The 26,759-nt window shown below is 62.9% G+C and carries 22 protein-coding genes; 13 read left to right on the top strand and 9 right to left on the bottom strand.

Annotated features, from left to right (window positions below):
- Positions 1–138 precede the first annotated feature (138 nt).
- Positions 139–645 carry a DUF992 domain-containing protein gene (locus O4H31_RS12095; RefSeq protein ID WP_269346088.1) on the top strand — a complete coding sequence of 169 codons (507 nt, stop codon included), beginning with the start codon at positions 139–141 and terminating at the stop codon, positions 643–645.
- 87 nt (positions 646–732) lie between these two features.
- Here O4H31_RS12095 and O4H31_RS12090 read toward each other — a convergent pair whose 3' ends face one another.
- Both O4H31_RS12090 and acs read right to left on the bottom strand, forming a co-directional pair.
- Positions 733–1,305, bottom strand: coding sequence for an MOSC domain-containing protein (locus O4H31_RS12090; RefSeq protein ID WP_269346086.1), 573 nt, complete (start codon positions 1,303–1,305; stop codon positions 733–735).
- A 58-nt stretch (positions 1,306–1,363) separates the two neighbouring features.
- Complete coding sequence (acs, locus tag O4H31_RS12085; protein ID WP_269346084.1) at positions 1,364–3,319, bottom strand: acetate--CoA ligase; 1,956 nt, start codon at positions 3,317–3,319, stop codon at positions 1,364–1,366.
- 348 nt (positions 3,320–3,667) lie between these two features.
- Here acs and O4H31_RS12080 point away from each other — a divergent pair, with 348 nt between their 5' ends.
- The 3 genes from O4H31_RS12080 to O4H31_RS12070 all read left to right on the top strand — a co-directional run bounded on the left by O4H31_RS12080 (position 3,668) and on the right by O4H31_RS12070 (position 6,809).
- The gene (locus O4H31_RS12080) at positions 3,668–4,684 is read left to right on the top strand and encodes a C4-dicarboxylate TRAP transporter substrate-binding protein (RefSeq protein WP_067622384.1); all 1,017 of its coding nucleotides are present in this window, start codon (positions 3,668–3,670) and stop codon (positions 4,682–4,684) included.
- 95 nt (positions 4,685–4,779) lie between these two features.
- Positions 4,780–5,409: a TRAP transporter small permease subunit gene (locus tag O4H31_RS12075; protein ID WP_269346081.1), complete on the top strand. Its 630-nt coding sequence runs from the start codon at positions 4,780–4,782 to the stop codon at positions 5,407–5,409.
- On the top strand, positions 5,409–6,809 hold the full coding sequence (locus O4H31_RS12070) for a TRAP transporter large permease (RefSeq protein WP_269346079.1): 1,401 nt from the start codon (positions 5,409–5,411) through the stop codon (positions 6,807–6,809). The genes O4H31_RS12075 and O4H31_RS12070 overlap by 1 nt, the downstream gene beginning before the upstream one ends.
- A 6-nt stretch (positions 6,810–6,815) precedes the next feature.
- On the opposite strand, the gene O4H31_RS12065 is transcribed toward O4H31_RS12070, so the two are convergent.
- The 3 genes from O4H31_RS12065 to O4H31_RS12055 all read right to left on the bottom strand — a co-directional run bounded on the left by O4H31_RS12065 (position 6,816) and on the right by O4H31_RS12055 (position 11,745).
- Positions 6,816–7,922, bottom strand: coding sequence for an AI-2E family transporter (locus tag O4H31_RS12065; protein WP_269346077.1), 1,107 nt, complete (start codon positions 7,920–7,922; stop codon positions 6,816–6,818).
- Between the two features lie 95 nt (positions 7,923–8,017).
- Positions 8,018–10,618, bottom strand: coding sequence for an AAA family ATPase (locus O4H31_RS12060; RefSeq protein ID WP_269346075.1), 2,601 nt, complete (start codon positions 10,616–10,618; stop codon positions 8,018–8,020).
- Positions 10,615–11,745 (bottom strand): metallophosphoesterase family protein, encoded by a 1,131-nt coding sequence (locus O4H31_RS12055; protein WP_269346073.1) that lies wholly within the window; start codon positions 11,743–11,745, stop codon positions 10,615–10,617. The genes O4H31_RS12060 and O4H31_RS12055 overlap by 4 nt, the downstream gene beginning before the upstream one ends.
- A 419-nt stretch (positions 11,746–12,164) precedes the next feature.
- Here O4H31_RS12055 and O4H31_RS12050 point away from each other — a divergent pair, with 419 nt between their 5' ends.
- Both O4H31_RS12050 and dusA read left to right on the top strand, forming a co-directional pair.
- Positions 12,165–15,041: a response regulator gene (locus O4H31_RS12050; protein ID WP_269346071.1), complete on the top strand. Its 2,877-nt coding sequence runs from the start codon at positions 12,165–12,167 to the stop codon at positions 15,039–15,041.
- Between the two features lie 117 nt (positions 15,042–15,158).
- A complete protein-coding gene (dusA, locus tag O4H31_RS12045) occupies positions 15,159–16,184 on the top strand; it encodes a tRNA dihydrouridine(20/20a) synthase DusA (RefSeq protein ID WP_269346069.1) in 1,026 nt (341 codons plus the stop codon).
- Positions 16,185–16,186: 2 nt separating this feature from the next.
- Here the strand turns inward: dusA and O4H31_RS12040 are convergent, their stop codons facing one another.
- A complete protein-coding gene (locus O4H31_RS12040; RefSeq protein ID WP_269346067.1) occupies positions 16,187–17,374 on the bottom strand; it encodes a multidrug effflux MFS transporter in 1,188 nt (395 codons plus the stop codon).
- A 185-nt stretch (positions 17,375–17,559) separates the two neighbouring features.
- Here O4H31_RS12040 and O4H31_RS12035 point away from each other — a divergent pair, with 185 nt between their 5' ends.
- Both O4H31_RS12035 and O4H31_RS12030 read left to right on the top strand, forming a co-directional pair.
- Positions 17,560–18,381, top strand: coding sequence for a sulfite exporter TauE/SafE family protein (locus O4H31_RS12035; protein ID WP_269346066.1), 822 nt, complete (start codon positions 17,560–17,562; stop codon positions 18,379–18,381).
- A 151-nt stretch (positions 18,382–18,532) separates the two neighbouring features.
- A complete protein-coding gene (locus tag O4H31_RS12030) occupies positions 18,533–18,787 on the top strand; it encodes a hypothetical protein (protein WP_269346065.1) in 255 nt (84 codons plus the stop codon).
- Positions 18,788–18,794: 7 nt separating this feature from the next.
- On the opposite strand, the gene O4H31_RS12025 is transcribed toward O4H31_RS12030, so the two are convergent.
- The 3 genes from O4H31_RS12025 to ccmI are packed head-to-tail and all read right to left on the bottom strand — an operon-like array spanning position 18,795 to position 20,726.
- Positions 18,795–19,034: a DUF1289 domain-containing protein gene (locus O4H31_RS12025; RefSeq protein ID WP_269346064.1), complete on the bottom strand. Its 240-nt coding sequence runs from the start codon at positions 19,032–19,034 to the stop codon at positions 18,795–18,797.
- Positions 19,027–19,500: a Holliday junction resolvase RuvX gene (gene ruvX, locus O4H31_RS12020; protein WP_067940767.1), complete on the bottom strand. Its 474-nt coding sequence runs from the start codon at positions 19,498–19,500 to the stop codon at positions 19,027–19,029. Before ruvX ends, O4H31_RS12025 begins: the two co-directional genes overlap by 8 nt.
- Positions 19,497–20,726, bottom strand: a complete 1,230-nt coding sequence (gene ccmI, locus O4H31_RS12015) for a c-type cytochrome biogenesis protein CcmI (RefSeq protein WP_269346061.1) — start codon at positions 20,724–20,726, stop codon at positions 19,497–19,499. Before ccmI ends, ruvX begins: the two co-directional genes overlap by 4 nt.
- 196 nt (positions 20,727–20,922) lie before the next feature.
- On the opposite strand from ccmI, the gene O4H31_RS12010 reads away from it, so the two are divergent.
- The 5 genes from O4H31_RS12010 to O4H31_RS11990 all read left to right on the top strand — a co-directional run bounded on the left by O4H31_RS12010 (position 20,923) and on the right by O4H31_RS11990 (position 26,653).
- On the top strand, positions 20,923–22,167 hold the full coding sequence (locus O4H31_RS12010) for a sarcosine oxidase subunit beta family protein (protein ID WP_269346059.1): 1,245 nt from the start codon (positions 20,923–20,925) through the stop codon (positions 22,165–22,167).
- A gap of 103 nt (positions 22,168–22,270) precedes the next feature.
- A complete protein-coding gene (locus tag O4H31_RS12005) occupies positions 22,271–22,561 on the top strand; it encodes a hypothetical protein (protein WP_269346057.1) in 291 nt (96 codons plus the stop codon).
- Positions 22,562–22,672: 111 nt separating this feature from the next.
- Positions 22,673–23,002, top strand: coding sequence for a sarcosine oxidase subunit delta (locus O4H31_RS12000; RefSeq protein WP_269346055.1), 330 nt, complete (start codon positions 22,673–22,675; stop codon positions 23,000–23,002).
- Positions 23,003–23,064: 62 nt separating this feature from the next.
- Complete coding sequence (locus tag O4H31_RS11995; RefSeq protein ID WP_269346054.1) at positions 23,065–26,082, top strand: sarcosine oxidase subunit alpha family protein; 3,018 nt, start codon at positions 23,065–23,067, stop codon at positions 26,080–26,082.
- Positions 26,075–26,653 carry a sarcosine oxidase subunit gamma gene (locus O4H31_RS11990; protein ID WP_269346052.1) on the top strand — a complete coding sequence of 193 codons (579 nt, stop codon included), beginning with the start codon at positions 26,075–26,077 and terminating at the stop codon, positions 26,651–26,653. The genes O4H31_RS11995 and O4H31_RS11990 overlap by 8 nt, the downstream gene beginning before the upstream one ends.
- The last annotated feature ends 106 nt before the right edge of the window (positions 26,654–26,759 follow it).

Below are 26,759 nucleotides of genomic sequence, written 5' to 3'. Positions count from 1 at the left end.
CAACATCGGCTCCCACGTGGTGTCGGTGCTGGCTGTCTGAAAGGGGCGGGGCAGGTCATCTGCGCCGCCTGTCCAAGGCACCCGAATGCCGTTCAAAGCAGAAAAGGCGCGCAACGCCGCGCCGGAAAGTGACACAAGATGATGCATGCAACCAAATTGACCCTCGGCGCCGCTTTGTTGAGCGCCACCGCTTTCGGTTCCACCGCGATGGCCGATGACAATGAGACCGTAGACCACGCTGAAATCGGGTCGCTGTCTTGCGACGTGGGCGATGGTACCGGCTTTATCTTTGGCTCCACCCGTGAGCTGATCTGTACCTTCAACCCCATCGAAGAAGGGCTCGAAGATGAGACTTATGTTGGTGAGATCAACCGCTGGGGCGTCGATATCGGCAAGACCCAGGATGGCCAGATGTCTTGGCTGGTGTTGGCCCCGACTGAGCAGGAATATTACGAAGGTGGTCTGAACGGCAGCTACAAAGGCGTTTCCGCTGAGGCAACCGTTGGTGTCGGCGCAGGTGCCAACCTGATGACAGGTGGCTCGGAAAACACGCTGGCACTTCAGCCGCTGAGCGTGAACACCCAGACCGGCGTGAACTTTGCTGTGGGCGTTGGTGAGATCAACCTGCAGCGCGTCGAAGGCTAAGCCTGCGCAAGGCGAGAGCCGGAGCTTACAAATATGAAATGAACGTAAGGCCGTCCCTTCGGGGCGGCCTTTGCTTTTCGCCAAACCTCAAAGTTTGACGAGCTGATCGCCGACCCGCACGGTGCCATCCTGCACGATCTTGCACAGGATACCCCGCAGGCGGTGGGGGCGGTTTTCCTTTCGGTTGATCCAGCGCAGGCTGTCTGGGCCATATCGGTCACGCCATTTGATGCAGCCGTTGTTGAACTTGTCGCTCACCTCTAGCACCGCCGATCCGGCCTGTAGTCTTGTGCCAACGGGCAGGTTCTCATGGCCAAGGTCCATGTCCACGATCATCGTATCGCCGGGGTGGGGCGTGTTTGCGCGGTCGCGCCAGCACAGGTCCATGATGCGTTTGGGCAGGATCGAAACGTGTATCCGCGGGTCGGGGCTGCCATCGGGCAGGGTCAGCCAAGGTTTCTTGGTCCAACGCTCGCCACGGATGCCTTCGCCCACAGTCAGGTCCAGATGATCGGGATGGTCTCGCAGGCCATAATCAGAGCGGAAACAGAGCTGTTCTATGACGGCGCCATCCTTGGGCGCGGCGAGGATGGCCGGCAGGGCGGCGTCACATTCCGCCGCTGTGGCGGGCGGCAGTATCTGGGGGGCGGTTTGGTCCATGACTCTCTTTCTTGGGGCAGGGCGCGGAGGCGGGCAGCCACCCGCGCCATGCCGCGTTTTAGCGGTTCATTCGGTTGTCGATAAGATCATCCACCACGCTGGGATCCGCCAGCGTCGATGTATCCCCCAAGGCGCCATAATCGTTTTCGGCGATCTTGCGCAGAATGCGGCGCATGATCTTGCCCGAACGTGTTTTCGGCAGGCCGGGCGCCCATTGGATCAGGTCGGGCGAGGCGATGGGGCCAATTTCTTGCCGGACCCAGTTGCGCAGCTCGCTGCGCAGGTCTTCGGAAGGCTCTTCACCGCTCATAAGGGTGACATAGCAATAGATGCCCTGACCTTTGACATCATGCGGGTAGCCGACCACGGCGGCTTCGGCGACTTTGTCATGGGCGACCAGCGCGCTTTCGACCTCGGCGGTACCCATGCGGTGGCCCGAGACGTTGATCACGTCATCGACGCGGCCTGTGATCCAATAGTCACCATCGGCATCGCGTTTGCAGCCATCGCCGGTGAAGTAATAACCGGGGTAATCCGCGAAATAGGTCTTTTCGAACCGCTCGTGATCGCCCCAGACGGTGCGCATCTGGCCCGGCCAACTGTCCGCGATGCACAGCACGCCTTCGGCTGGATTACCCTCAATCTCTTGACCCGAGGTCGGGTCCAGCACCACAGGTTTGATGCCAAAGAACGGTTTCATCGCGGCCCCCGGTTTCATGTCATGCGCGCCGGGCAGGGGGGTCATCAGGTGACCACCTGTTTCGGTCTGCCACCATGTATCGACGATCGGGCAGCGGCCTTGGCCGACGACATCATGGTACCAGTTCCACGCCTCAGGGTTGATCGGCTCACCCACGGTGCCAAGGATGCGCAGCGACGACAGATCGCTTTTGGTGACGAATTCCCTGCCTTGTCCCATCAGCGCGCGGATGGCGGTGGGGGCGGTGTAGAACTGGGTGACCTTGTGCTTTTCACAGACCTGCCAGAAGCGGCTGGCGTCGGGGAAGGTTGGCACGCCCTCAAACATCAACGTAGTCGCGCCATTGGCCAGCGGGCCATAGACGATATAGCTGTGCCCGGTGACCCAGCCGACGTCCGCCGTGCACCAATAGATGTCGCCGTCGTGGTAGTCGAAGGTCACCTCATGGGTCAGCGCCGCATAGGTGATATAGCCGCCGGTGGTGTGGACGACGCCTTTGGGCTGGCCGGTGGAACCAGAGGTGTAGAGGATGAACAGCGGGTCTTCCGCGCCCACGGCTGTCGGCTCGCAGGTGTCGGCGGCCTTCTCGGCCAGCACGTTGTAATCGCGGTCGCGGGCGTCGTTCCATGCCACATCCCCGCCGGTGCGGCGCACCACGAGGCATTGTACGGAGGCGTCGGACTGCGCCAACGCCTTGTCGGCATTGGCCTTGAGCGGGGTGGCCTTGCCCCCGCGCGGGGCCTCATCCGCGGTGATAACGACCTTGGCTTCGCAGCCGTTGACGCGGGCGGCCAGCGCATCCGGGGAGAACCCGGCAAAGACGATGGAATGGATCGCGCCGATCCGCGCGCAGGCCAGCATGGCATAGGCGGCTTCGGGGATCATTGGCATGTAGATGATGACGCGGTCGCCTTTGCTCACGCCAAGATCGCGCAGCACATTGGCCATACGGCAGGTGGCGCTGTGCAACTCGCGGTAGCTGATGTGTTTGGCGTCATCCTCGGGGCTGTCCGGCTCCCAAATGATCGCGGTCTGATCGCCGCGCTTTTCTAGATGGCGGTCGATGCAATTGGCGCTGACGTTCAACTCGCCATCCGCGAACCAATTGATGCTGACTGACCCAAGGTCAAAGTTCACATCGCGCACTTGGGTAAAGGGTTTGATCCAGTCGATCCGCAGCGCCTGTTCGCGCCAGAACCCCTCGGTGTCGGTGACCGAGGCGTGGTACATCTTGTCATAGGTCTGCGCATCCACATGGGCGCGGGCGGCCATGTCGGCGGATGGCGGATAGGTCTTTGCGGTGGCGTCGGACATGGTGGTTCCTCCCTAGATGTTCGCGTCTTGCCACGGGGCGCAGATCTCACCCGGCTGCCGTGGCCTCCTCCTGAGCTGGATCATAGCGGCCCGTGAAAAGAAGTGAATAAGCAACTGGAATACAAGGGCTTGCCTGTAAAGGTTTTTCCCGGTTGGCGTGTTGACTGTAAATTTTTCGATTTTCGCGGGCAATAGGTGGGCTTTTTCAAAGCCTTGCCAGTCAAACATGGTGCAACTGTCTTGCAGCTGTCGGATTTGCGCGGCATGACGGGGTTGGCAGGCTTGCCCCCACGGGGTAGCCTGTGCGCCAATCCGCTCACTAAGGGCGGGCATCTAGGGAGAGATATCATGAAAAACCTGCTGAGCGGCGCCGCCGCCTGTGCGCTGAGCGTTGCCTTTGTCGGCGAAGCTGCCGCGACCGAATGGAACGCCTCCGTCTGGGGCAAGCGCCGCGCCTTCACCGAACATGTCGAAAAGATCGCCGAACTGGTGAGCGAAAAGACAAATGGCGAATTCACCATCAATGTCAGCTACGGCGGCCTGTCCAAGAACCGTGAGAACCTCGACGGTATCTCCATCGGTGCTTTCGAGATGGCCCAGTTCTGCGCCGGCTACCACGCAGACAAGAACCGCGCGATCACCGTGCTGGAACTGCCCTTTCTTGGCGTCAGCAACCTTGAAGAAGAAGTCGCGGTCAGCCGTGCGGTCTATGACCACCCCGCCGTTGCCAAAGAGATGGCGCAGTGGAACGCCAAGATGCTGATGACCTCGCCCATGCCGCAGTACAACCTTGTCGGCACCGGCGATCCGCGCACCACATTGGAAGACTTTGACGGCATGCGTGTGCGCGCCACCGGCGGTCTGGGCAAAGCATTCGAAGCCGTTGGCGGTGTGCCGACATCCGTGACCTCTTCGGAAGCCTATAACGCCATGGAATCCGGCGTTGTCGACACCGTGGCCTTCGCCCAGCACGCGCACCTCAGCTTTGGCACGATCAACAAAGCAGATTGGTGGACCGCGAACCTCAACCCCGGCACCGTGAACTGCCCCGTTGTGGTGAACATCGACGCATATGAGGCGCTGAGCGACGCAGAGCGCGAAGCACTTGATGGGTCCGTCGATGAGGCGCTGGATCACTACCTTGCCAACTACGGCGAGTTGCTTGAGCGTTGGGATACCGTTCTCGAAGAGAAGGGCGTCGAGAAGGTCGAATTCTCCCCCGAGGTGATTGCCGAGTTCAAAGCCAAAGCGGCTGATCCTGCGCGCGAAGCATGGATCAAGGACATGGAAGCTCAAGGCATTCCGGGTCAGGAACTCTATGACCTCGTGATGGAAACGCTGGAAAAAGAACGCGCGTCGAACTAAGCCTTGCGCGCATGACTTTAAGGGCCGTGCGGCAAACCGCGCGGCCCTTTCGACTTTAATGACGTAACAAACAGACTTTCTGAAAAGGAGAGCCGATGGCTGGATCATCCGCCGTGCTGGAGGACAGCAGCCTCCTCAGCCGCCTCGACCGGGGCCTGCTGAAGCTGGAGACCTTCTTTGCCCTGATCTCGGGGATTGCCGTTTTCATGTTGATGGTGCTGGCCGTTTGGTCCGTGGGGGGGCGCAAGTTCTTTTCCACGCCGCTGGCGGGCTATGTCGACTGGATCGAAGCGGCGATGCCGTTCATCGCCATCATGGGCATTGCCTATACCCAACGTATGGGCGGGCATGTGCGCATGGACATTCTGATCGGCCAGCTTAAGGGCCGCGCGCTTTGGGCGGCGGAGCTGCTGTCTGTTGTGCTGATCCTGCTTTTGATGCTGGCACTGACATGGGGCGCTTGGGCGCATTTCGACCGCAGCTTTGACATGACGGCCCCGATGTGGAGCCGTGATAGTTCGATCGACATCGGCCTGCCAATCTGGCCCAGCAAACTGGTGGTGCCGGTTGCCTTTGCCGTGATCTCCTTGCGGCTTTGCCTGCAAATCTGGGGCTATGGCCGGGCCTTAGTGCTGGGGCTGGAACGCCCCGTGGCCGTGCCGCTGGTGCAATCGGCGGCAGAACAAGCAATGGCCGAGGCCGAACAACTGGATGGACGTGACTGATGGATCCTATTGAAATCGGCCTTTGGGTCTCGGGCGGCATGCTGCTCATGGTGGTGCTTGGCATGCGGGTGGCCTTTGCCGCTGCAATGGCCGGGCTTGTGGGCCTTATCTGGATTTTCTGGGCCAAGAAGGGCATGGAGTGGGACCAGCTTGGCTGGGCATTGACCGTGGCAATCAAGACCGCCGGGCAGGTGCCGCACTCGAAAGTATCAAGCCAGACACTCTCCCTGATCCCGACCTTCATCCTGATCGGTTTTCTAGCCTATTACGCAGGACTGACCAAAGCGATCTTTGAAGCGGCGAAACGTTGGTTCGCTTGGGTGCCGGGCGGTTTGGCGGTCTCGACGGTCTTCGCCACGGCAGGCTTCGCGGCCGTGTCGGGTGCTTCGGTTGCGACGGCAGCGGTCTTTGCCCGTATCGCCATCCCCGAAATGCTTAAGATCGGCTATAACAAGCAATTCGCCGCGGGCGTCGTGGCGGCAGGGGGCACGCTGGCCTCATTGATCCCGCCCTCGGCGATCCTCGTGATCTATGCGATCATTGTTGAGCAGGACGTGGGCAAACTGCTGCTGGCGGGCTTTATCCCCGGTGCCTTTTCGGCGGTGGTCTATGCGGTGTTGATCATCGGCATCGCCATGATCTGGAAGAACGTCGGCCCGCCGGTGACCGGCTTTACTTGGCGTGAACGCTTTGCCGCGTTGCCTGCCGCTCTGCCGATTGTCGCGGTGGTCGTGATCATCATCTTCTTCGTCTACAATCCCTTTGGCGATGCATGGGGCACCCCGACTGAGGGTGGCGCCGTGGGGGCGTTCATCGTCTTCTGTATGGCCGTCTTCCGTGGGATGCGTTTGGGCGAGTTGAAGGACGCGCTGTTGGAGACCGCCAAGCTGACAGTGATGATCTTCACCATCATCTGGGGCGTCTTGATCTATGTACGCTTCTTGGGCTTTGCCGATCTGCCGGGCGCATTCGCCGATTGGATCTCATCGCTCGAAACCTCGCCTATGCTGATCCTGATCTGCATCCTGCTGGCCTATGCCGTGCTGGGCATGTTCATGGATGCGATCGGAATGTTGCTGCTGACGCTGCCCGTGGTTTACCCGGCGGTGATGGCGCTCAACGGGGGCGAGTTCGTCTCGGCTGCGGACAGTGCCTTTGGCATGTCCGGCCCTATGTGCGCGATCTGGTTCGGCATTCTGGTGGTAAAGATGGCGGAGTTCTGTTTGATCACGCCGCCCATTGGCCTCAACTGCTTTGTCGTCGCAGGCGTGCGCCCCGACCTCAGCGTGCAGGACGTGTTCCGCGGCGTGATGCCCTTCTTCATCGCCGACGCGGTGACCATCGGCTTGCTTGTGGCCTTTCCGCAGATCGTGCTCTGGCTGCCGTCCCTCGCAGGCTAGGCGGCTTTAGCCACCGGGCTTTTCCGCGGCGGGTTCATCCGCCGCGGTTGCCGCCACATCGGGGGCGGATTTATCCAGAAAATGCCCGATCATGTTGAGCGCGGTGACGTTCTCGCAAATTACCTTGAAGACCACGAGGAAGGGCACCGCCACCAGCGCGCCCGCAATCCCCCAAAGCCAGCCCCAAAAGACCACGGTGAGGAATACGGCAACGGTGTTCAACTCCAACCGCCGCCCCACAAGGTAGGGGGTGATGAACTGCCCCTCGATCCCGGTGAGGATCTGATAGCCGATGGGGGCAAGGATCGCATAGCCGACGCTGTCGAATGTGGCGATGGCATAGGCCCCCACCAGCACCGCACCGATCACCCCGCCGATATAGGGCAGGAAGTTCAGCAAGAACGCCGCCAAGCCCCAGACATAAGGAACGGGCAGCCCAAGCGCGAAAAGGTAAAGCCCAACAGAGACGCCAAGCCCCGCGTTGATGATGGTGATGGTCAGCAGGTAGCGCGACACGCGGCGCTCAACGTCATAGACCGCCTTCAGCGCGCGTTTCTTGCCGGTGAAGGTCTGGAAGGACTGAACCAGCTTGAGATAAAACAGATCGCCCGAGGCCAGCAGGAACAGCGCCAGCACAAGGGCGACGGCCACCGTGCCGCCGATCCGCGCGCCGGTGTTCATGGCATTGTCGAGCAGGCCCGGCTGTTTGACCACCACCTCTTCGGGTTTGCTGGCGCCGTTATCTGCGCCAATTTGTTCGACCTGTTCCGTGGCAGAACGGACATCCTCGACCGTCTTCATCCAGCCTTGCAGCTTGCGCTGTATCTCATTGCCCATCGAGGGGATCTCGTCCGACCAAGTGGCCACGGTGCCCGCCGACAGCCCGGCCAGCACAAAGATTATCAGCCCGACAAAGCCAATTAGAAGCACAGCCCCCAGCGGAGGCGAGATGCCGAATTTTTCAAAAGAGCGGATCAGCGGACTAAGCGTCAGCGCGAGGAGGAAACCAAGCAGGATCGGCAGCAGCAAATCCTTGGCGAAATAGGCAGTCACGAAGAGGGCGATCAGTACCAGCACTTCCAACAACCGTCTGATCGCGGCGATATCGTTCAATGTATTCCCCCCACCATGCCCTGCGCAGATGCTAAGAAGCCAACGCGGGACAGGGGGAAAAGTTCATTCACGCAGGGTACTTGATGCCGTTATTTCTATGGGTCCACCGTTTGCAGCCGCAAAGCCTGTCCGCCAAGGGCACGAAAGGCACGTTGGCGGCAGGTCAGAACGATGATTTGCATATCGCTGGCCTGCCGGTGCAGCGCGTCGAACATCCGCTCGATCCGGTCGTCATCGGTAAAGACCAGCGCGTCGTCCAAGATCACCGGCGCGATGCGCCCCGCGCGGGCCAGCATCCGCGCAAAGGCCAGCCGTACCAAAAGCGCCACCTGTTCCTGTGTGCCACCTGAAAGGACGTCGATCGGCTCTTCGCGACCTTCGCGGATCAGCGCATGGGGCAGCAGCGATTCCTCGCCCCAGGTCAGCTCTGCATCGGGCCAAAGGAGTTGCAGCAGCGGTTTAAGTTCTTTGACGATGGGGGTGAAGTAGCGCTCTCGCGCCTCGTTCCGCGCGTCTTGCAAAGCGCCTTCCAATCGGGTGAGCACCGCAACCTCATGGGCGATCCGCGCGAGGGTCTCTTCGGCGGCCTGCAATTGGTCTTCGGTCTCGGCGAGGCGTTCCTCCACCGCGTCGCCAGAGGCGCGGGTGATGCGTTCGCTGAGCCGGGCCAGCAGGGGACGCAGGCGGGCGACCTCCTCTCGGGCTTGCGCCTCGACCGATTCCGCGCGGGTGAGGGCGGCCCGAAGGCTGGCCGCATCTGGCGCGTCTTTGGCCTTTTCGGCGTGGGACTGGCGTGCGGCCTCCAGCGCGGCGGCGGTGTTGGCGGCTTGACTGGCAAGCGCGTCTTCCGTGACATCGCCCAGCTTGGCCTGCAGCGCCTCGGCGCGCTGCAACCGGTCACTGAGCGAGGCAAGCTGCGCGTCTTTGACCGCGGCATCGGCCTTGGCATCGGCCAGCGCCTCGGCTGCTGTCTCCCGCGCGATCCGACACGTCTCATGCACGGCCTGCGCAGTTTCGAGGGCGTCTTCGGCGTGCGCAAGATCAGGTGCGTCGGAAACCTCCTCCGAGGCCGGAATGGCGGCGAGGGCTTGGTGCAGCGCGTCGATCCCCTCAGGGGCGAGGCTGTTGAGAACGGCCTTGGCCTCTCCCTGACGCGCGGCGGCCTCCACACGGGCCGCGGCGGCGGCGCGGGCTCCGGCCAGATCAGCCGCGCCGATCTGGTCGAGCGCGGCTTGCAGGCTGGCGGCGGCGGTTTCGACTGTGCCGTCCTCTGCGCCCCCCGCGCCGGGGTGGACTTCCAAATTGCCGATACCATCGATCCGAAGGGTGGTGCTGCGCGGAAGCGGCAGGGGGGTGCCCTCCGCCAACGGCCCGCTGTCGCTGTGGATGCTGCCCGATTGGCCGGGGGCGTAGCGGACGATCACTTGGGGGGCAGCGGCATCGCGGGCGGCGCGGCTGGCGGAGAGTTCGGCAGAGAGGGTTTCAAGCCGTTGCATCGTGGCGGCGTCCGGGCCGGATTGGGCGGCGGCACCCGCAGTCTCCATCCGGCGGCGGGCCTCTTCGGCCTCTTTGATGCGATCCTCAAGCGCGCGGCGGCGGTCTGCGCCGTCCCGCGCGGCACGCGCCCGCAAGGCGTGGCGGTGTTGGTCCTCGGCGGTTTTGAGGGCGGCGCGGGCTTCTGTCGCGGCGGCCTCTGCAGTGTCCAGCGCGGCGCGGCGTTCAGTTAGGGTGGTGTGGGCGGTCTCTGCCGCTTTGCGGGCTGTGGCTTCGGCGGCGCGGGCGGCCTTTTGCTCGATCTCTCCGGCGCGGTAGCTGTCGAGCCGTGATGTGGCGCTTTCAGCCGTGAGACGCGCGAGGTCCACGGCCCGGACGAGGGTTTCCAGTTCTTCCGCGTGGCGGGTGGCGGCGGCATGGGCGGCGCGGGCGGCCTCAAGCTTTTGGCGGCGTTCTTCGACCACCTCGGGCGCTTCGAGGTCGGCCAAGGCTCGCCGTGCCCGCTGACGCTCGGCCAAAGCGTCCTGCAACTCTCGCGCGGTGGTCGCCAGTTGGTCGCGCGTGGCCTGTAGCGCCTCCACTTGATCTTGGGCCTCTTTCCACGGTCCGCCGGTGCGTGGGCGTCCGGTGCCGGTGGCGTATTGGGCAAGCTCCTCGCGGCATTGTGCCAGCGCCTTGTCCATGCGCCGCCCGCCGGTCATCGCTTCGACCTCGGCCCCGACCGAGGTCATCAGATCTCGCCGCGCCTCCAGCGCGAGCTTTTCTTCTTTGGTAGAGCCGCCGGTCAGCGCGGTCATGCCCTGCCGGACCCAGATCAGCCCCGACGGCCCGCCCGCATCCCCGCCCAAAAGCTGCGCGATCCATGCCTCGGCCGCATCCGCCTGTGCGATCAGCCTGCCATCGCGGTGCACGGTGGCAAAGGGCTTTTGGAACCACCGTTTGTGAACGGCAAAGCGCCCTTCGTCGGTTTCGACCTCGATGGTTACCTCCGGCGCACCGCCCGCATGGGGGCGCAGGGCGGCGACCTCTTTGTCGCGAGAGCCGAAGGGTTTGAAGAACAGCGCCTGTATCGCGTCGAAAAGCGTGGATTTGCCGTGCTCGTTCGGCTCGCTCAAGACATTGATCCCGTCGCCTATTCCGGTCACCTGCGCGGGGTCGGTGAAGCGGCGGACGTTGTTGAGGGTGATGGCGCGGATCTTCATGCTTTCGCCCCCTGCACATAGGCATGAAGCCGGGCGAGGGCATCGGCGGCCACGTCACGCTCGGACTGGGGCAGGGTGTCGGACTGCGCCTCGTTCACCAAAGCTTCCGCCGCCATGCGCAGGGCACCGCCGCGGTCGATCTCATCTAGGTCTGCAGCCTCATATTGCGTGCCCAAACCTTCGGTCACCAGTTCGAAATGCGCGAAATCGGGGGCGCAGGCCTCGGCCGCGCGGGCAAGCGCTGCGCGATCGGGAAGGCCGGCCCAGCCCCCTGCTTTGACGCGCAGCAGGTGATCCCGGCGGCCCGCAGCGGGCAGCAGCGTCTCCAATGCCGCCGCCGCGTCTTGGCGGGGGTGTAGCGCAAGCGCTGCATCGGACCAAAGGAAACTGCCGGTTTCGATCTCATTCACCTTGGGGGTAGCGCCGGGGCCTGCGACCTCAACCGCAAGACAAACCCCGCGACGCCCGTGTTTGAAACGATCCTGCTCCGGCGTGCCGCAGTATTGGACCCGGTCTGAAACGGCCATCCGCCCGTGCCAATCGCCAAGCGCGAGGTAGTCCAGCCCCGCGCGCTGGTCCCGGTCGGGCGCGATCGCTTCTCCGCTGTCGGTGAAATCGGTGACGCCGCCGTGGGCGAGGCCGATGCGCAGATGCCCCTCAGGGCTTTGCATCTTGTCCAAAGGCGCGCTTGGATCGCTGGCGCCGGCGCGAAAGGCGACGGGGCAGGGCAACAGGCTTGCATTCGTGCTGATCTCAACCGGGGCAGCATCCATGAGGGCGCGCAGATTGGCGGGGGCATCACGGTGGATCACCTCCCACAGGGGTTCGGCATCGCGCAGATTGTCGTGGTTGCCGGGGAGGATCCACCAAGTCACCTCTGCCGCCTCGCCCATGGCGGTCAGGGCCTGCCGCAGCACGGCGGCCGAAGGTGTCGCAGTGTCGAATGTATCGCCCGCCAAGAGCACATGCGCCGCCCCGTGATCCCGCGCGGCTTGGGCCAGTTTAGCGATGGCCCCATGCCGTGCTTCCATCAGACGCCCCCGGATGTTGCCATCCGCCGCTTGCGGGATATTGGCGAACTTGCGCCCGATGTGCAGGTCAGACGCGTGGATGAAGCGGAATGTCATGTGGTGGTCCTGAATGGCTTGTGGAAAGGGGTGCGCGGGCGGAAATGAGGAAATGTGCAATAGCTGATCGGCCGCGCGGCCCGTTGGGCATGGCAGGCGCAGCGGCTCTATTCATCGCAAACTCAGCGCAGAGTGCAAGACGTTGCAAAATCTGCGCGAGGTGCTGGTTCCGCAGGGATTACGGGCTACATATGCGTGACGCGCGGCTAAGACGCAGCGGCGCCCGCCGCCCTGACCTAAAGATTCCGAGATACAATGAAATCGAGTGCAGCCTCCGAAACCCTCCCTGCCGTAGCGAGTCAGGGCAGCCGCGGGGCGGGGCGCTGCAACCGTCCTTGCCTGACACCTCAAATCAAGATTGAATGCGCGGCTGAGGCTGCTGACCTGCACGTTCCGATAGATAAGAAGATCAACACACGATGACCCATGACTTTGAAAAAATCCTCCAGGCCGCGCCGTCGCCCTTCGTGTTGTTGGATAGTGAGCTTCGGGTGGTCTGGGCGAATGATGCCTATCTACAGGTGACCGATCGCCAGTTAGAGGGGCTTATCGGGAAAGATCTGTTCGAGGAATTTCCATCTGACCCGGAAAGCGAGTCGGGCCGCATGCTGCGCGCGTCTTTCGCACGGGTGTTCCGCGATGGCACCACCGATCACCTGCCGGTCATTCCCTATCCAATCGCCAGTGCCGAGGGCAAAACCGAAGACCGCTATTGGAGCGCGACCCATACGCCGATCCTAGATGCGGATGGCGAGGTTGAGTTCATCTTGCAGCACACGCAGGACATCACCGAGGTCTATACCGCCGAAACCCCGGGTGAGGCGCAAGCAGGATCGGCCCAAGCCGCCGTGTTGCGCCGTGCCCATGAGGTGACGCAGCAGAATCTGGAGCTCGATACCGGGATCAGCCTTTTCAAGCTGATCTTTGAACAGGCGCCGAATTTCATGGTCACGCTCATGGGGCCGAACCACGTCTTTCGCACGGTCAACGCCGCCTATTTACGGATGGTTGGCCAGCGGGACCTCATAGGCAAACCCGCGCGCGAGGCTTTGCCCGAAATCGCGGGGCAGGGCTTTTTCGAAATGCTGGACGAGGTCTATCGCACCGGCGAGGCCGTGAGCCAACAGGGGGCCGAGGCATGGGTGCAACGCAGCCCCGGAGGTCCGACTGAACGGGTCGTCGTCGATTTCGTGTTTCAACCGCTCGACAACGTGCGGGGAGAGACCATCGGCATCGTGATCCAAGGCAATGACGTCACCGCGCATAAGCTTGCCGAAACCAAGCTGCGCGAGGCGGAGGAACGGTTCCGCACCATGGCGCATACCATGCCGGTCCATGTCTGGACCGCCACCGCCGACGGGCGTTTAGATTGGGTCAGCGATCAGATCTATGCCTTTTCGGGTGCTACGCCAGGCAGTCTGGTCGGGGATGCTTGGCCTGCGATCATTCACCCCGAGGACCGCGCCGAGGCGATTGCCACTTGGGCTGAGGCGGTGGAAACTGGAGCGGTCTACGAAAGTGAATTCCGCCTGCGACGGGCCGATGGCGCCTATTGCTGGCACTTGGTGCGGGCCTTGCCAACCAGAGATGACCAAGGCGCGCTGATGCGCTGGGTCGGCACGAATTCCGACATCCACGAGCAGAAAGAACTGTCTCGCCAGCTGGCCGATCTGAACACGACGTTGGAAGAGCGTGTCGAGAAACGCAACCGCGAGTTGGAAGAGCTTCACGACCGTTTGGCCCAAAGCCAGCGGGTCGAGGCTGTCGGCAATCTTGCTGGCGGCGTTGCCCATGATTTCAACAACCTGCTGCAAGTGATGACCGGAAGCCTAACCATGGCCGCGCGCGAAATTGCGGCCGATTCCCCGGCGCGGGTGCGGATCGACGCGGCCATGCGGGCGGTGGAGCGCGGCGCGTCGCTGTCCTCGCAACTGCTTGCGTTCAGCCGCCGTCAGCCATTGCAGCCGCGCTCGATCGACCTGCGCGATCTGCTCAGTGATATCGACGACATTATGCGCAGCGCTTTGGGCGAGGGGATGGAGGTCGAACTCGACACGCCCGAAGCCCTGTGGCCAGCCTACGCCGATGCGGCAAGCACCCAGAATGCCGTGCTAAACCTCGTCATCAACGCGCGCGACGCGATGGAGGGGCGCGGCAAGTTGAAAATCGCGGTCGAGAACCGGCATATCGGCCCCGAAGAATTGCTTGGTGAGCCTGATATGGTGGCGGGCGATTATCTTGAGGTCAAAGTCATCGACCACGGGCCCGGCATCCCGGCGGATACGCTGGCCAAAGTGTTCGATCCGTTCTTTACCACCAAACCGGTGGGTAAGGGCACCGGGCTTGGGCTCTCCACCGTTTATGGCTTCGCGCGGCAATCGGGCGGGCGGGCCACCATCGCCAGCCATCCTGGCGCCGGCACGACGGTGACGCTTTTACTGCCGCGCGCCGAGACGGCGGCGGAGCCTTTGCAATGGCATGACCCCTCAGACATCGCGGGCGGGAACGAGACCGTGCTGCTGGTCGAAGACGACACCGAGGTGCGCGACGCCACCGCCGCCTTGCTGTCGGATCTGGGCTACCGCGTACGCACCGCGGAAGACCCCGCCACCGCCCTAGAGGCCGCGCGGCAAGCGCTGGAATTCGATCTGTTGGTCTCAGACGTGGTTATGCCCGGAGAACTGAGCAGCCGTGACATGGCCGAAACCCTACAGGCTGAGCGGCCCGACCTGCCGATCCTCTTCATCTCGGGCTATTCACGCGACGCGATCGTGCGCGATGGCCGGGTGGATGCCGGGGTGCAGTTCCTCGCAAAACCCTTCACCAAAGACGCTTTGGCGATCAAAGTTCGCGACGCGCTGTCCTCGGCTCCCGCTGCAAAAGCAAAGGCCGACGCAGTCCAAGAGCAGCCAAACCGGCCCCGTCATGTGCTGCTGTGCGAAGACGACGCGCTGATCCGGCTCGATCTGGCGGATATCCTCAGCGGGCTGGGTACCGAGGTCACCGAAACCGCGTCGGGGCAGGAGACATTGGACAGGTTGCAAGCCGGGCAATACGACGCGCTGCTGATCGACGTGGGCCTGCCGGATATTTCGGGCGAGGAGGTCGCAACCCGCGTGCGCGCGCAGCATCCCGATATGCCCATCATCTTTGCCACCGGCCAAGCGGAAGTCCCCTCCGCCGCGGCCTTGGGCCGTTGTGCCGTGGTTCAGAAACCTTTCGGCGACCGCGATCTGGAACGTGCGTTTGCAAGCTTGGGCATTCTGTCTCAGACGGAGGCGGCGACGGCGTTTTGACGGAGCGTTGCCCGCGCGCGCAACATGCCACGCGGGGGCGGCTGCGGCACAAGAACATCTTGCGCCGCCCCCGCAAAGCCGTGCAGAAGGCCGTGAATTAACGACGGAGCCACCCCCATGCGCGATCAGAAATTCACCCACGCTGAAGTTTACCGCGCCGCGCGTCTGTCGGTGGCACCCATGATGGACTGGACCGACCGCCACTGCCGCTACCTCCACCGGCTGCTGAGCCGTGAGACGCTCCTCTATACCGAGATGGTCACCGCCCCCGCGCTGGTGCGGGGCGGGGCGTTGCATCTGCTGGATCACGATCCTTCGGAACATCCCGTGGCGCTACAACTTGGCGGGTCGGACCCCGCAGAGCTGGCACAGGCGGCACGGTTGGGGGCTGACGCGGGTTATGATGAGATTAACCTCAATTGCGGCTGCCCGTCTGACCGGGTGCAATCAGGTGCCTTTGGCGCGGTCTTGATGCAGCAGCCGGGGCTGGTGGCGGACTGTGTGGATGCCATGCGCGCGGCCTGCGATGTCGAGGTGACCGTGAAGTGCCGTATCGGCGTGGACGATCAGCACCCTGAGGAAATCTTGCCCGAGTTTCTCGCGCGTATCGTGGCGGCGGGCTGCACCCGTGTCACGATCCATGCGCGCAAGGCGTGGTTGCAGGGGCTGAGCCCCAAGGAAAACCGTGATATTCCACCGTTGGACTATGATCTCGTGCATCAGATGAAGGGGCTGTTTCCGAACCTGCATATTTCGGTCAACGGTGGGGTCACATCGCTCGATCAGGCCGAAGCTTTTCTGGATGCCGGGTTAGATGGCGTCATGGTGGGGCGCAGCGCCTATCATGCGCCGACCGATATCCTCGCCAGCGCTGATCGGCGCATCTACGGGCGGGGTGCTGACAGCAGTGCAGAGGCCGCGGTGCAGGGGATGTTGCCCTATATTGAGGCGCATCTGGCCAGCGGCGGGCGTCTGGGGCAGATCACCCGGCATATGCTGGGGCTTTTTGCTGGGCGACCCGGTGCGCGGCAGTGGCGGCGTATCCTGTCCGAAGGGGCGCATAAGCCCGGCGCGGGGCCGGAACTGGTCGAGGCCGCCTTAGCCGAGGTCGCCGCGGCGCAGGAAGTCGCCGCGGCGGGGTAGGTTTAAACGCTGGGCTCTGCCACCGGGCGGGGCCGCAGCAGCGCCAGCGTGAGCAGGGCGGCCACCAGTCCGCAGGCTGCAATTGCCCCCAACATCGGTGTGACGGTCCCGTCAAAAAACGGCCCGGCCAGCGCGATGGAAAGGCCACCCGCCACCATCTGCAATGTGCCGCCCAGCGAAGAGGCCAGCCCGGCAATATCGCCGTGATCGTCCAGCGCCACGACCATCACCGTCGGCACCACGACGCCAAGGCAGGCGTTGGCGCAAAACAGCCCCGCCATTACCAGATAGAGGCCGGGATCGGTGACCAACGCGGTGACAAAGATCGCGGCGGAGAAAAAGACGAAGCCCGCCACACCGCGCCGCACGAGGCTGCGCATGCCCCAGCGTTCACCGAGCCACCCCGCCAGTTGCGAGGCCGAGAAGAAGCCGATCGCATTCACTGCAAAGGCCAGCGAGAACCCCGTCGGCCCCAGCCCGTATTGTCCGGTATAGACGAAGGGCGCGAAGGCAATGAAGACAAAGAAAGACCCCATGGCGAAGCCGCCGATAAAGGTCAGCCCCATGAAGATCGGATCGCTCAGCAGCACTTTCGCCCCGCGCCAAAGGTTGCGCGGATTAATCCGCACACGGCGTTTGACGGGCAGCGTTTCGGGCTGGACGAAGGCGGTGAGTGCCAGTGCGGCGATGGCCAACATGCCTAGCGTCACGAAGATGCCGCGCCAATCGGCCAGCGCCATCACCGCGCTGCCCGCCAGTGGGGCCAACATCGGCGAGATCGAGATCACCAGCATCAGCATCGCCATCAACCGCGTCGCCTGTGTGCCGGTATATTGGTCGCGGATGATCGCACGCGGCACCACCATCAGCACGGCCCCGCCAAGCCCTTGCAGCGCCCGCCAGCCGGTCAATGCCGCCATCGTCGGCGCGAAGGCGGCCCCGAACGACGCGATGAGGAACAGCACCAGCCCCACCATGATCGGCAGCTTGCGCCCCGCCTGATCGGCCCAAGGACCGTAGAAAAGCTGCCCTAGCCCGAAGGCGATGAAATAGGCGGAGATGGTCGCCTGAACCGCCGTCTCAGACGCGCCATAGCTGGCGGCGATGGCGGGCATGGCGGGAAGATACATGTCGATGGCGAAGGGGCCGACCAGCCCCAGCAACCCGAGAATGAGCGCTGAACGTAGCACGTGATGTCCTTTCGGATGGGATGGCCAGGGCCAAAGGGGGGAGGCGGCAAGCATAGACCAACGCTTGGGGCCAACTTTCGCGCGCAACCTAACCTGAGCGGGAGGAAGTGCAACCCCCGCGTTATCGCCTTGAACCCCCGGCGCGAAACGGCTTGATAGAGCGCAACGACAGCCGGAGGGGCCCCATGCCTGAGTTGAACGATCTTTTGCCAATGCTGGTGCTTATCGCCCTGATCGGAGGGTTTGCCGGTGTTCTGGCAGGGCTGCTGGGTGTGGGCGGGGGGATCGTCTTGGTCCCTGCCTTTTTCTACGCGCTGCAGTCGCTGGGCTATGATGGGCCGCAACTGATGCAGATTTGCCTTGCGACATCACTGGCTACGATCATCGTCACCTCTGCGCGCTCGGTTCATGCGCATAACAAAAAGGGCGCGGTTGATTGGGAAATCCTGCGCACTTGGGCGCCGGGGATCATGGTGGGGGCAATCTTGGGTGTGCTGCTGGTTGCGCAATTGCGCACCCAGACGCTTCAGGCAATCTTTGGCGGGCTGGCGCTGATTGTGGGGCTCTACCTTGGGTTCGGGCGCAGCAATTGGCGCTTGGGAGAGACTATGCCGCGTGGCATCAAACGTGCGATCCTGTCGCCGATGGTCGGGTTTCTGTCGGTGCTCATGGGGATCGGCGGCGGCAGCTTTGGCGTGCCGCTGATGACGCTCCATGGGCGGCCCATTCACCGAGCCGTGGCCACAGCGGCGGGCTTTGGGCTTTTGATCGCCGTGCCCTCGGTAATTGCCTTTCTCTTTGTTGATATCGCGCAAAGCCGCCCGCCCTTGACCATCGGCGCGGTTAATCTAGGTGCCTTCGGGATCGTCGTGACAATGACGCTCATCACCGCGCCTTGGGGCGTGCGGCTGGCCCATGCGATGGACCCCAAGCCGCTCAGACGGGTCTTTGCCGTGTTTCTGGTGCTGGTGGCGCTAAATATGTTGAGAAAAGCACTTTGGGGCTGAGGCGACCCGTTTTTGACCTTAAACCTGCCGGAATGTGATGGTTTCTGCCCAATTTCGGACAATGTTCATCAAATTGCCGCAATCTCGACACAAACAACTGGCTTACTGCCTTAACAAACGCAGAATCATCCGAACCAAGGGACGTGACGAGATGCGCCGAAGCGGGACCAAAGCGATCATCCTTAAAGGGCAGGGCAGTGACCTCGCCTATTGGAAGCCTGCGCGCCGGGGCCGTCGGGCGTTTCGCTTTGATGGGATGTTCACTCGCGAAACCAGCCTGACATTTGCCCGCGCGTCTTTTCCCGCGGCGAATTACAATGCGACCCCCATGGGCCACCATGATGCCACGAACGGCGAAGCGGCTCTTATTTTCCTGAACGAGATCGTCCAGCGTCGCGGCGCCTAAGGCCGCGCTAGTCGCGCCGTCGTGCCAGTTTCGCCGCGCGGCCGCCGCGCCGTTTTGTATGGGCGCTTTCGCGTTGGGGCAATTCCGCCATGATGGCGCGGCGCTCCTCCGAGCTCATTGCCGACCAGCGGCCAATCTCATCTATCGACCGCAGACAGCCCGTGCAGAGTCGGCTTTCGGGGTGCACCACGCAGATGTTGATGCAGGGGCTTTCGACCTCATTGCGCTGCCAGAGCTTTTTAGTCACGGCGCATCACCTGTAAACGGTCCAGCAGCCCCTGAAGGATATAGCCCGCGGCCACATGGTCAATCACCTCGGCGCGGCGTTTGCGGGTCGTGTCGGCTTCTAGCAATGCGCGTTCGGCGGCCACGGTCGACAGGCGCTCGTCCCAATAGGTGATGGGCAGCGGCGTGAGCCGGTCGAAGTTGCGGGCGAAAGCGCGGGTCGATTGGCAGCGCGGCCCTTCTGAGCCGTCCATATTACGCGGCAATCCCAAGACCAGCCCGCCGATACGGCGCTCGGCGATGATCTCGGCCAGACGCGCGGCATCCAACCCAAATTTCTTGCGCCGCACGGTTTCCAAAGGGGTGGCGACGGATTGGAAGCTGTCGCTTACCGCGACGCCGATGGTTTTCTCTCCTAGATCCAACCCGATCAGCGCCTGCATTGGGGGCAGGGCGGCGATGAAATCTGCCGTGTCATCATAAATCATCCTGCCACTCCTGCACGTTCTCCTGCGCTGCGGATCATGTCCAGCGCCGCATTATCGCCCGAGAAGACCTCTAGCGCGTTGTCATAGACCGCGCGGGCCTGATCGGTGTCGCCCAAAACGCCAAGCGAAGTGATCAGCCGCGCCCAGTCCTGCGGCGGGCCTCCTTCGCTGGCAAGACGATCCGAAAGCCCGGCCACCATCCCGCCGATCATCTCCATCCGGTCGTCCGCGCTCATTTCCGATGCGGCTTCGATGTCTTCGGCGGATGGCCCCCGCGCCGGCGCGCCGGTGCCGATCTGCGGCATCTCGTAATTCACCCCGGCAAGGCTGGCGACCTGCGAAATCTGCGCGCGGATCGGTTCGATCCAAGCCGCCTCCGCAGGCCCGCGCCGCAAAAGCGCGTCCCAAATGCGGAAGCCGACATCCGGCCGCCCGGTCTGCACCATCATCAGCCCAAGGTAATAGCGTGCGCGACCATCCTGCTCATCGCGGTTAAGCACTTCCCGCAGGGCGGTTTCCGCCTCGGGAGAGACATAGCCCCCCGCGGCGAGCACCAAAAGTTCGGCGTAATCCGCGATGTCCTTCGCGGTCCGGTTCGCGCCTTTGAGACGCAGCACATTGCCTTGCGCCTCGGCTGCGGCGGCGAAGTTCCCGACGCGGGCCTCGTTCTGCGCCAACAGGGTCTGGCCCTGCAAATCCTCGGGCCGTTCTTTGACCGTCGCGCGGAGCTGTTGCATCAGCGCGAGGTAATCCGCGCTCAGCCCCTCGGTGCTGGGGCTGGCAGGCAGGCTTTCTTCCGCGCTTTGCTGGCTGGGGCGGTTGCGGCGCATGTCTTCGGCAAAGGCGATGCGGTCGGCCAAGGCCAGATCGCCATAGCCGGGCTGCCCCAGATGCCAGTAGAGCGCCAGTGAACCGGCACCCAAAGCGATAATCCCCCCGATCAGCACGACGGGCGCGGGCCGCGAGGTGTTTTGCTGGCCCCCATCCTGCGCGGCATCGGCGGCGAGGATCCGGCGCGAGATCTCGGTCCGGATTCGGGCGGCATCGGCCTCAGGCACCACACCGCGCGCTACGTCACGCTCCACCTCATCCAATTGGTCGCGGTAGACCTTGAGATCATAATCCGCCTGTACGGGCAGGGGCGTATCCGAGCCGCGCCATGCGGCCCGCGCCAGAAAACCGCCCACGACAAGCGCCATCGCGCCAGAGAGAAACCAAAATATCATGTCCTTTACCTAACCTTTGCCCGACGCCGACAAAAGACCGCAAATGCCGCGCCCCCTGCGGCATTTTTCACCAATTGCACCACATGTCGCAAAACCGCGTCCAAATGCCGTGGTGGTCATTTCGAATATCTGCTCCTAGGCTCAGAAAAGACCACAGCCGCCCGCGCGGCCCGAATCCTTTCCGGGAAGTGACGTGATGAAGAAATACTCCGTTTTCGCAGTGGCCCGAGAGGCCATGCGCCATCATACGGGCTGGACCCGCGCGTGGCGCGATGCGCAACCGAAAAAACGCTATGATGTGATCATCGTCGGTGCCGGGGGGCATGGGCTGGCGACGGCCTATTATTTGGGCAAGAATTTCGGCATCACCAATGTGGCGGTGCTTGAGAAGGGCTGGCTGGGCGGCGGCAACACCGGGCGCAACACGACGATCATCCGCTCGAACTACCTGCAAGACCCCTCTGCCGCGATCTACGAAAAGGCGCGCAGCCTTTATGAGACGATGAGCCAGGACCTGAACTACAACGTCATGTTCAGCCCCCGTGGGGTGATCATGCTGGCGCAGACCGAACATGAGGTTCGCGGCTATAAGCGCACGGCCCACGCCAACGCGCTTCAGGGCGTCAGCACCGAATTCATCGGCCCGGATCTCGTCAAACAACTGGTGCCGATTATCAATATCGACGGGCCGCGCTATCCGGTTCTGGGCGGGCTCTGGCAAGCGCGGGGCGGCACGGCGCGGCATGATGCGGTGGCTTGGGGCTATGCGCGGGCCTGCTCGGACATGGGCATGGACATCATTCAGAAGTGCGAAGTCACAGGCGTGCGCCAGACGGGCGGCAAGGTGACCGGCGTCAGCACCACGCGCGGCGATATCGACTGCGACAAACTGGGGATCGTCGTGGCCGGGCATTCGGGGCAGTTGGCGAATATGGCGGGCTTTCGTCTGCCGATCGAAAGCGTGGCTTTGCAGGCGCTGGTCAGCGAGCCGGTCAAACCCTGTATGGATGTCGTCGTCATGGCCAATACAGTGCACGGCTACATGAGCCAGTCTGACAAGGGCGAGATGGTCATCGGCGGTGGTACGGACGGGCATAACAACTACACCCAACGCGGCAGCTTCCATCATATCGAAGAGACGGTGCGCGCGTTGGTCGAGACTTTCCCGATGATCTCCCGGCTCAAGATGCTGCGGCAATGGGGCGGCATCGTGGATGTCACCGGCGACCGCTCTCCGATCCTTTCCAAGACTCCGGTTGAGGGGGTCTTTATCAACGGCGGCTGGGGCACGGGTGGGTTCAAGGCAATCCCCGGATCGGGCTGGGGCTTTGCTGAGTTGATGGCCAAGGGGCATTCACCGTTGACCCAAGCCTTTGGGCTGGAACGGTTCGCCGAAGGGCGCTTTATCGACGAATCCGTGGCCGCCGGGGTGGCCCATTGATGTTGCGGATCGGCCACAAATCGCTGAAGCGTTGTATTGCGCGGAACGATTTCGCCCGCGCTGGAGTTGCCTGTTCAGACATTGAATATAACGGAGCTGAACAATGGCAACCCCGGAAAACAACCGCACAGACCACGTCGATCACACCAACACCACCACGACCACAACCACGACTGATCGTGGCGGCAATAGCGGCCTTGCCTTTATCGTTGGCGCGGTTGTCGTTGTTGTGGCTCTGCTGGCCTATTTCCTCTTTGCAGGTGGCGACATCGACGGTGCGAATGACGTTAACGTCAACGTCGAAGGCGCAACCGAAAGCACAGGCGAAGCCATCGAAGGCGCAGCCGAAAGCACAGCGGACGCCGTCGAAGAGACAGCCACACCGACTGAGTAATCTGACTTTGGCAGCGTCCCGCGCGGCGCTGCCCTGTCACGACCGACGCCGTTCCGCGCTTTTGCGCCGGGGCGGCGTTTTGCCGTTCTCCATACGACAAGGAGCCTGCCCATGCTGATCCTCACCTGTCCTTGCTGTCATGTCACCGCCGAGGAGACAGAGTTTCACGGCGGCGGTGAAGCGCATCTGAAACGTGTCGGCCCCGGCGGCGCGGACGACGATTTCGAGAGCTATCTGTTCATGCGCGAGAACCCGAAGGGAGTGCATCTGGAGCGGTGGCGCCATGTCTATGGCTGTGGCAAGTGGTTTCACATGGCCCGTGATACCGCTACGCTTGAGGTCTTTGGCAGCTATGCGGCCCAGGCCCTCGCCCCGCCGGAACACATCCTTGAGGCGATCCGCAATCGCCATCCTGATTGGCAATGGCAACGCGCCAGCTAGTCCAGCACCCGATCTTCCCGCCCCGGCATTACCCCCATCCTCAGTCCCCAAGGTTTTCCACGATGAGCACAAGACTGGCCACAGGCGGCCGCCTGCTGAACAAAAGCAAACCGCTGAGTTTCACCTTCAACGGCAAGCAAATGCGCGGCTATGAGGGCGATACACTGGCCTCGGCGCTTTTGGCCAATGATCAGGTGCTGGTCGGGCGTTCGTTCAAATACCACCGCCCGCGCGGCATCGTGACCTCCGGCCCCGAAGAGCCCAACGGTCTGGTTGGTCTCGGCCAAGAGGGGCGGTTTGAGCCCAATGCCCGCGCCACCACGACCGAGCTTCACGAGGGGTTGGCGGCGGAAAGCCAGAACCACTGGCCGAGCCTTGAGTTCGACGTGGGGGCGATCAACAAACACCTCAGCCGCTTTCTGCCTGCGGGCTTCTACTACAAGATGTTCATGCATCCACGCCCGCTGTGGAAGCACCTCTATGAGCCAATCATCCGCCATTCCGCAGGCTTGGGCAAAGCGCCAAAGGCGGCGGATGCGGATACCTATGAGCACTTCCACGCCTTCTGCGATGTGCTGGTCATCGGCGGCGGGGTTGCGGGGCTGCAAGCGGCGCTGGCGGCAGGGCTGAGCGGCGCGCGGGTCATCGTGATGGAGCAATCCGCCCATTGGGGCGGGCGTGCGCCGGTCGATGGGGGCACGGTGGATGACGCACCGGTTGAGGATTGGATCGCGCAAACGCTCAACCGTCTGCGCGGCATGGAGAATGTCGACCTGCGCGACCGGACCATGGGGGCAGGGGTTTACGATCACGGCTATGTGCTGGGCTATGAACGGCTGCGGGATCATACGCCGGAGGATGCCGGACCACGCCACCGGCTCTGGCGTGTCCGCGCTGGCCACGTGATTACCGCAACCGGGGCAATTGAGCGCCCGCTCAGCTTTGCGGGCAATGACGTGCCGGGCGTAATGCTGGCCTCGGCCATACGCGACTATGTGGCGAATTACGGGGTCTCACCGGGCGATCGCACTGTGGTAGTGACCAATAACGACAACGCCTATCTCACGGCGATTGCGCTGAAACAGGCGGGGCTGGAGGTGCCTGCGGTGCTAGATGCCCGGGTATTGCCGCAAGACAGCGAGCTGGTGGCGCAGGCCCGCGCGCTTGGCATTCGGGTGGTCATGGGCCATGCGGTATCCTCGGTTCAGGGGGGCAAGCGGGTGACCGGTGTGGCCGTCTGTTCGCAGGCGGGCGAAGGTGCCGTGCTGGAAGAGATCGCCTGCGATGCCGTCGCCATGTCGGGCGGCTGGTCACCTGTGGTGCATCTGTGGTCCCATTGCGGCGGCAAGCTGACGTGGGACGGGGCAAAAGCCTGTTTCCGCCCCGATCAAGACCACCCGCCCACCGGGGCAGACGGTCATGGTTTCGTAACGCCAGCAGGGGCCGCGGCAGGGGTCTTTGCCCTCGACGACGTGCTGCATGACGCCCATGCCGCCGCAGATGGGGTGGCGACATCGCTCGGCTTCAAACTGCCGCGCGATCTGACCGCGCCCACGGCGGCCCGGCGCGAAGAAGCGCCGATGATGCCGGTCTGGCAAATGCCACAGGGCGCCAGCGTCAAACTGCGCGAAAAGACCTTTCTCGATTACCAGAACGACGTTAAAGTCTCGGACGTGCGTCTTGCCGCCCAGGAGGGCTTCGTCTCGGTCGAACACGCCAAACGCTATACCACGCTCGGCATGGCAACGGATCAAGGGAAGCTGAGCAATATCAACGGGCTGGCTACGCTCGCCGGGGCGCTGGACGCCGAGATTCCCAGCGTCGGCACCACCACCTTCCGCCCGCCCTATCACCCGATTTCGATGGGCGCGATTGCGGGGGCTGCGCGGGGCGACACTTTCCAGCCGATCCGCCGCACGCCGCTGCATGATTGGCACGAAAGCAACGGTGCGATCTGGGAGCCGGTCGGCCAATGGCGGCGGCCCTATGCCTATGTGCAAAGCGGCGAAAGCACCCATGACGCGGTGATGCGTGAGGTGACAAACACCCGCCAGAACCTCGGCTTGTTGGATGCCTCGACGCTGGGCAAGTTAATCGTGCGCGGGCCGGATGCGGAACGCTTTCTCGACATGCTCTACACGAACATGATGTCGACGCTGAAACCCGGAAAATGCCGCTATGGGCTGATGTGCAACGAAAACGGTTTCCTGATCGACGACGGCGTCGTCGCGCGGGTGGATGAACAGACCTTCCTCTGCCACACCACCACAGGCGGGGCCGACAGCATCCACGCGCATATGGAGGAATGGCTTCAGACTGAATGGTGGGACTGGAAGGTTCATGTGGTCAACGCCACCGAGCACTACGCGCAGGTGGCCGTGGTCGGCCCTAACGCACGGAAGTGTTTAGAGAAACTCGGCGGCATGGACCTGAGCCGCGAGGCGCTTGGCTTCATGGAGTGGACAGAGGGCGAGTTGGGCGGCTTCAAGGTGCGGGTCTTCCGTATCTCTTTCTCGGGCGAGCTGAGCTATGAGATCGCGGTCGGGGCCGGGCAGGGGCAGGCCTTTTGGGATGCGCTGCTCATCGCCGGGCATGACCTGGGCGTGATGCCATATGGCACGGAATGTCTGCACATCCTGCGTGCCGAAAAGGGCTTCATTATGATTGGGGACGAAACCGATGGCACGGTGATCCCCCAAGACCTTGGCCTCAACTGGGCGATCTCGAAAAAGAAAGACGACTACCTTGGTAAACGCGCGCAGCAGCGCAGCCATATGCAGGACCCGACACGCTGGAAGTTGGTGGGCCTAGAGACCACGGATGGCAGCACCCTGCCGGATGGCGCCTATGCGCTCGGCGAGGGCGAGAATGAGAACGGGCAAAAGGTGATGCAGGGGCGCGTGACCTCGACCTATCATTCGCCGACGCTCGACCGCGGCATCGCCATGGGGCTGGTGCTGAACGGGCCGGACCGGATGGGCGAAGTGCTGACCTTCCCCGGGACCGACGGCAAAACCTATGAGGCGATGATCGTCGACCCGGTGTTTTATGATCCCAAAGGGGAGAAACAGAATGTCTGAACCCGTCACCGCATTGAAGAACGCCCGCTACGACGCTGGTATCGCTACGATTTCCGAAGTCGCCCCCTTGGGCATGATCACCATTCGCGGCGATCTGGATGCCCCCTATGTCCGCAAGGTGACCAAAAAACTCACCGGCGTTGACCGCCCGGAGCGCGGGCAGTGCCAGTTCGAAGGCGCTACCGGCGTGGCTTGGATGTCGCCCGACGAACTGCTGCTTTTCTGTCCGCACCCTCAGGTGCCAGAGGTACTTGCGCGGCTGCACGCGGCCTTCGAGGATACCCATACCACCGCAGTGGATGTCTCCGGCGCGCGGGCGGCGTTTCGTGTCGAAGGCCCCCATGCGCGGGAGGTGCTGGCCAAGCTGGCGCCGGTCGACCTCGCACCCGGTCAGTTCACCCCCGGCATGTTCCGCCGCACCCGCATGGGGCAGGTGCCAGCGGCCTTTTGGCTGCGCGAAGACGGTGCTTTTGAGGTGATCTGCTTTCGGTCAATTGCACAGTATATGTTCGACCTGCTCAGTGTCGCGGCCCAACCCGGCAGCGAGGTCGGCCATTTCCAAACGGCATAAGTCGGGAGAAAAACTGACTATTTCGCTTGGAACGGATGCGATTTGCAGACGTTGACCTTGACGTTGCCGCTTGATCCCCATCAAGTGGCCGCAGCGAAATTCCCAA

Origin of the sequence: Sulfitobacter dubius (genome assembly GCF_027214245.1) — a bacterium.
Lineage (GTDB): Bacteria > Pseudomonadota > Alphaproteobacteria > Rhodobacterales > Rhodobacteraceae > Sulfitobacter > Sulfitobacter dubius_A.
This window is presented reverse-complemented; position numbering and strand designations above follow the sequence as displayed.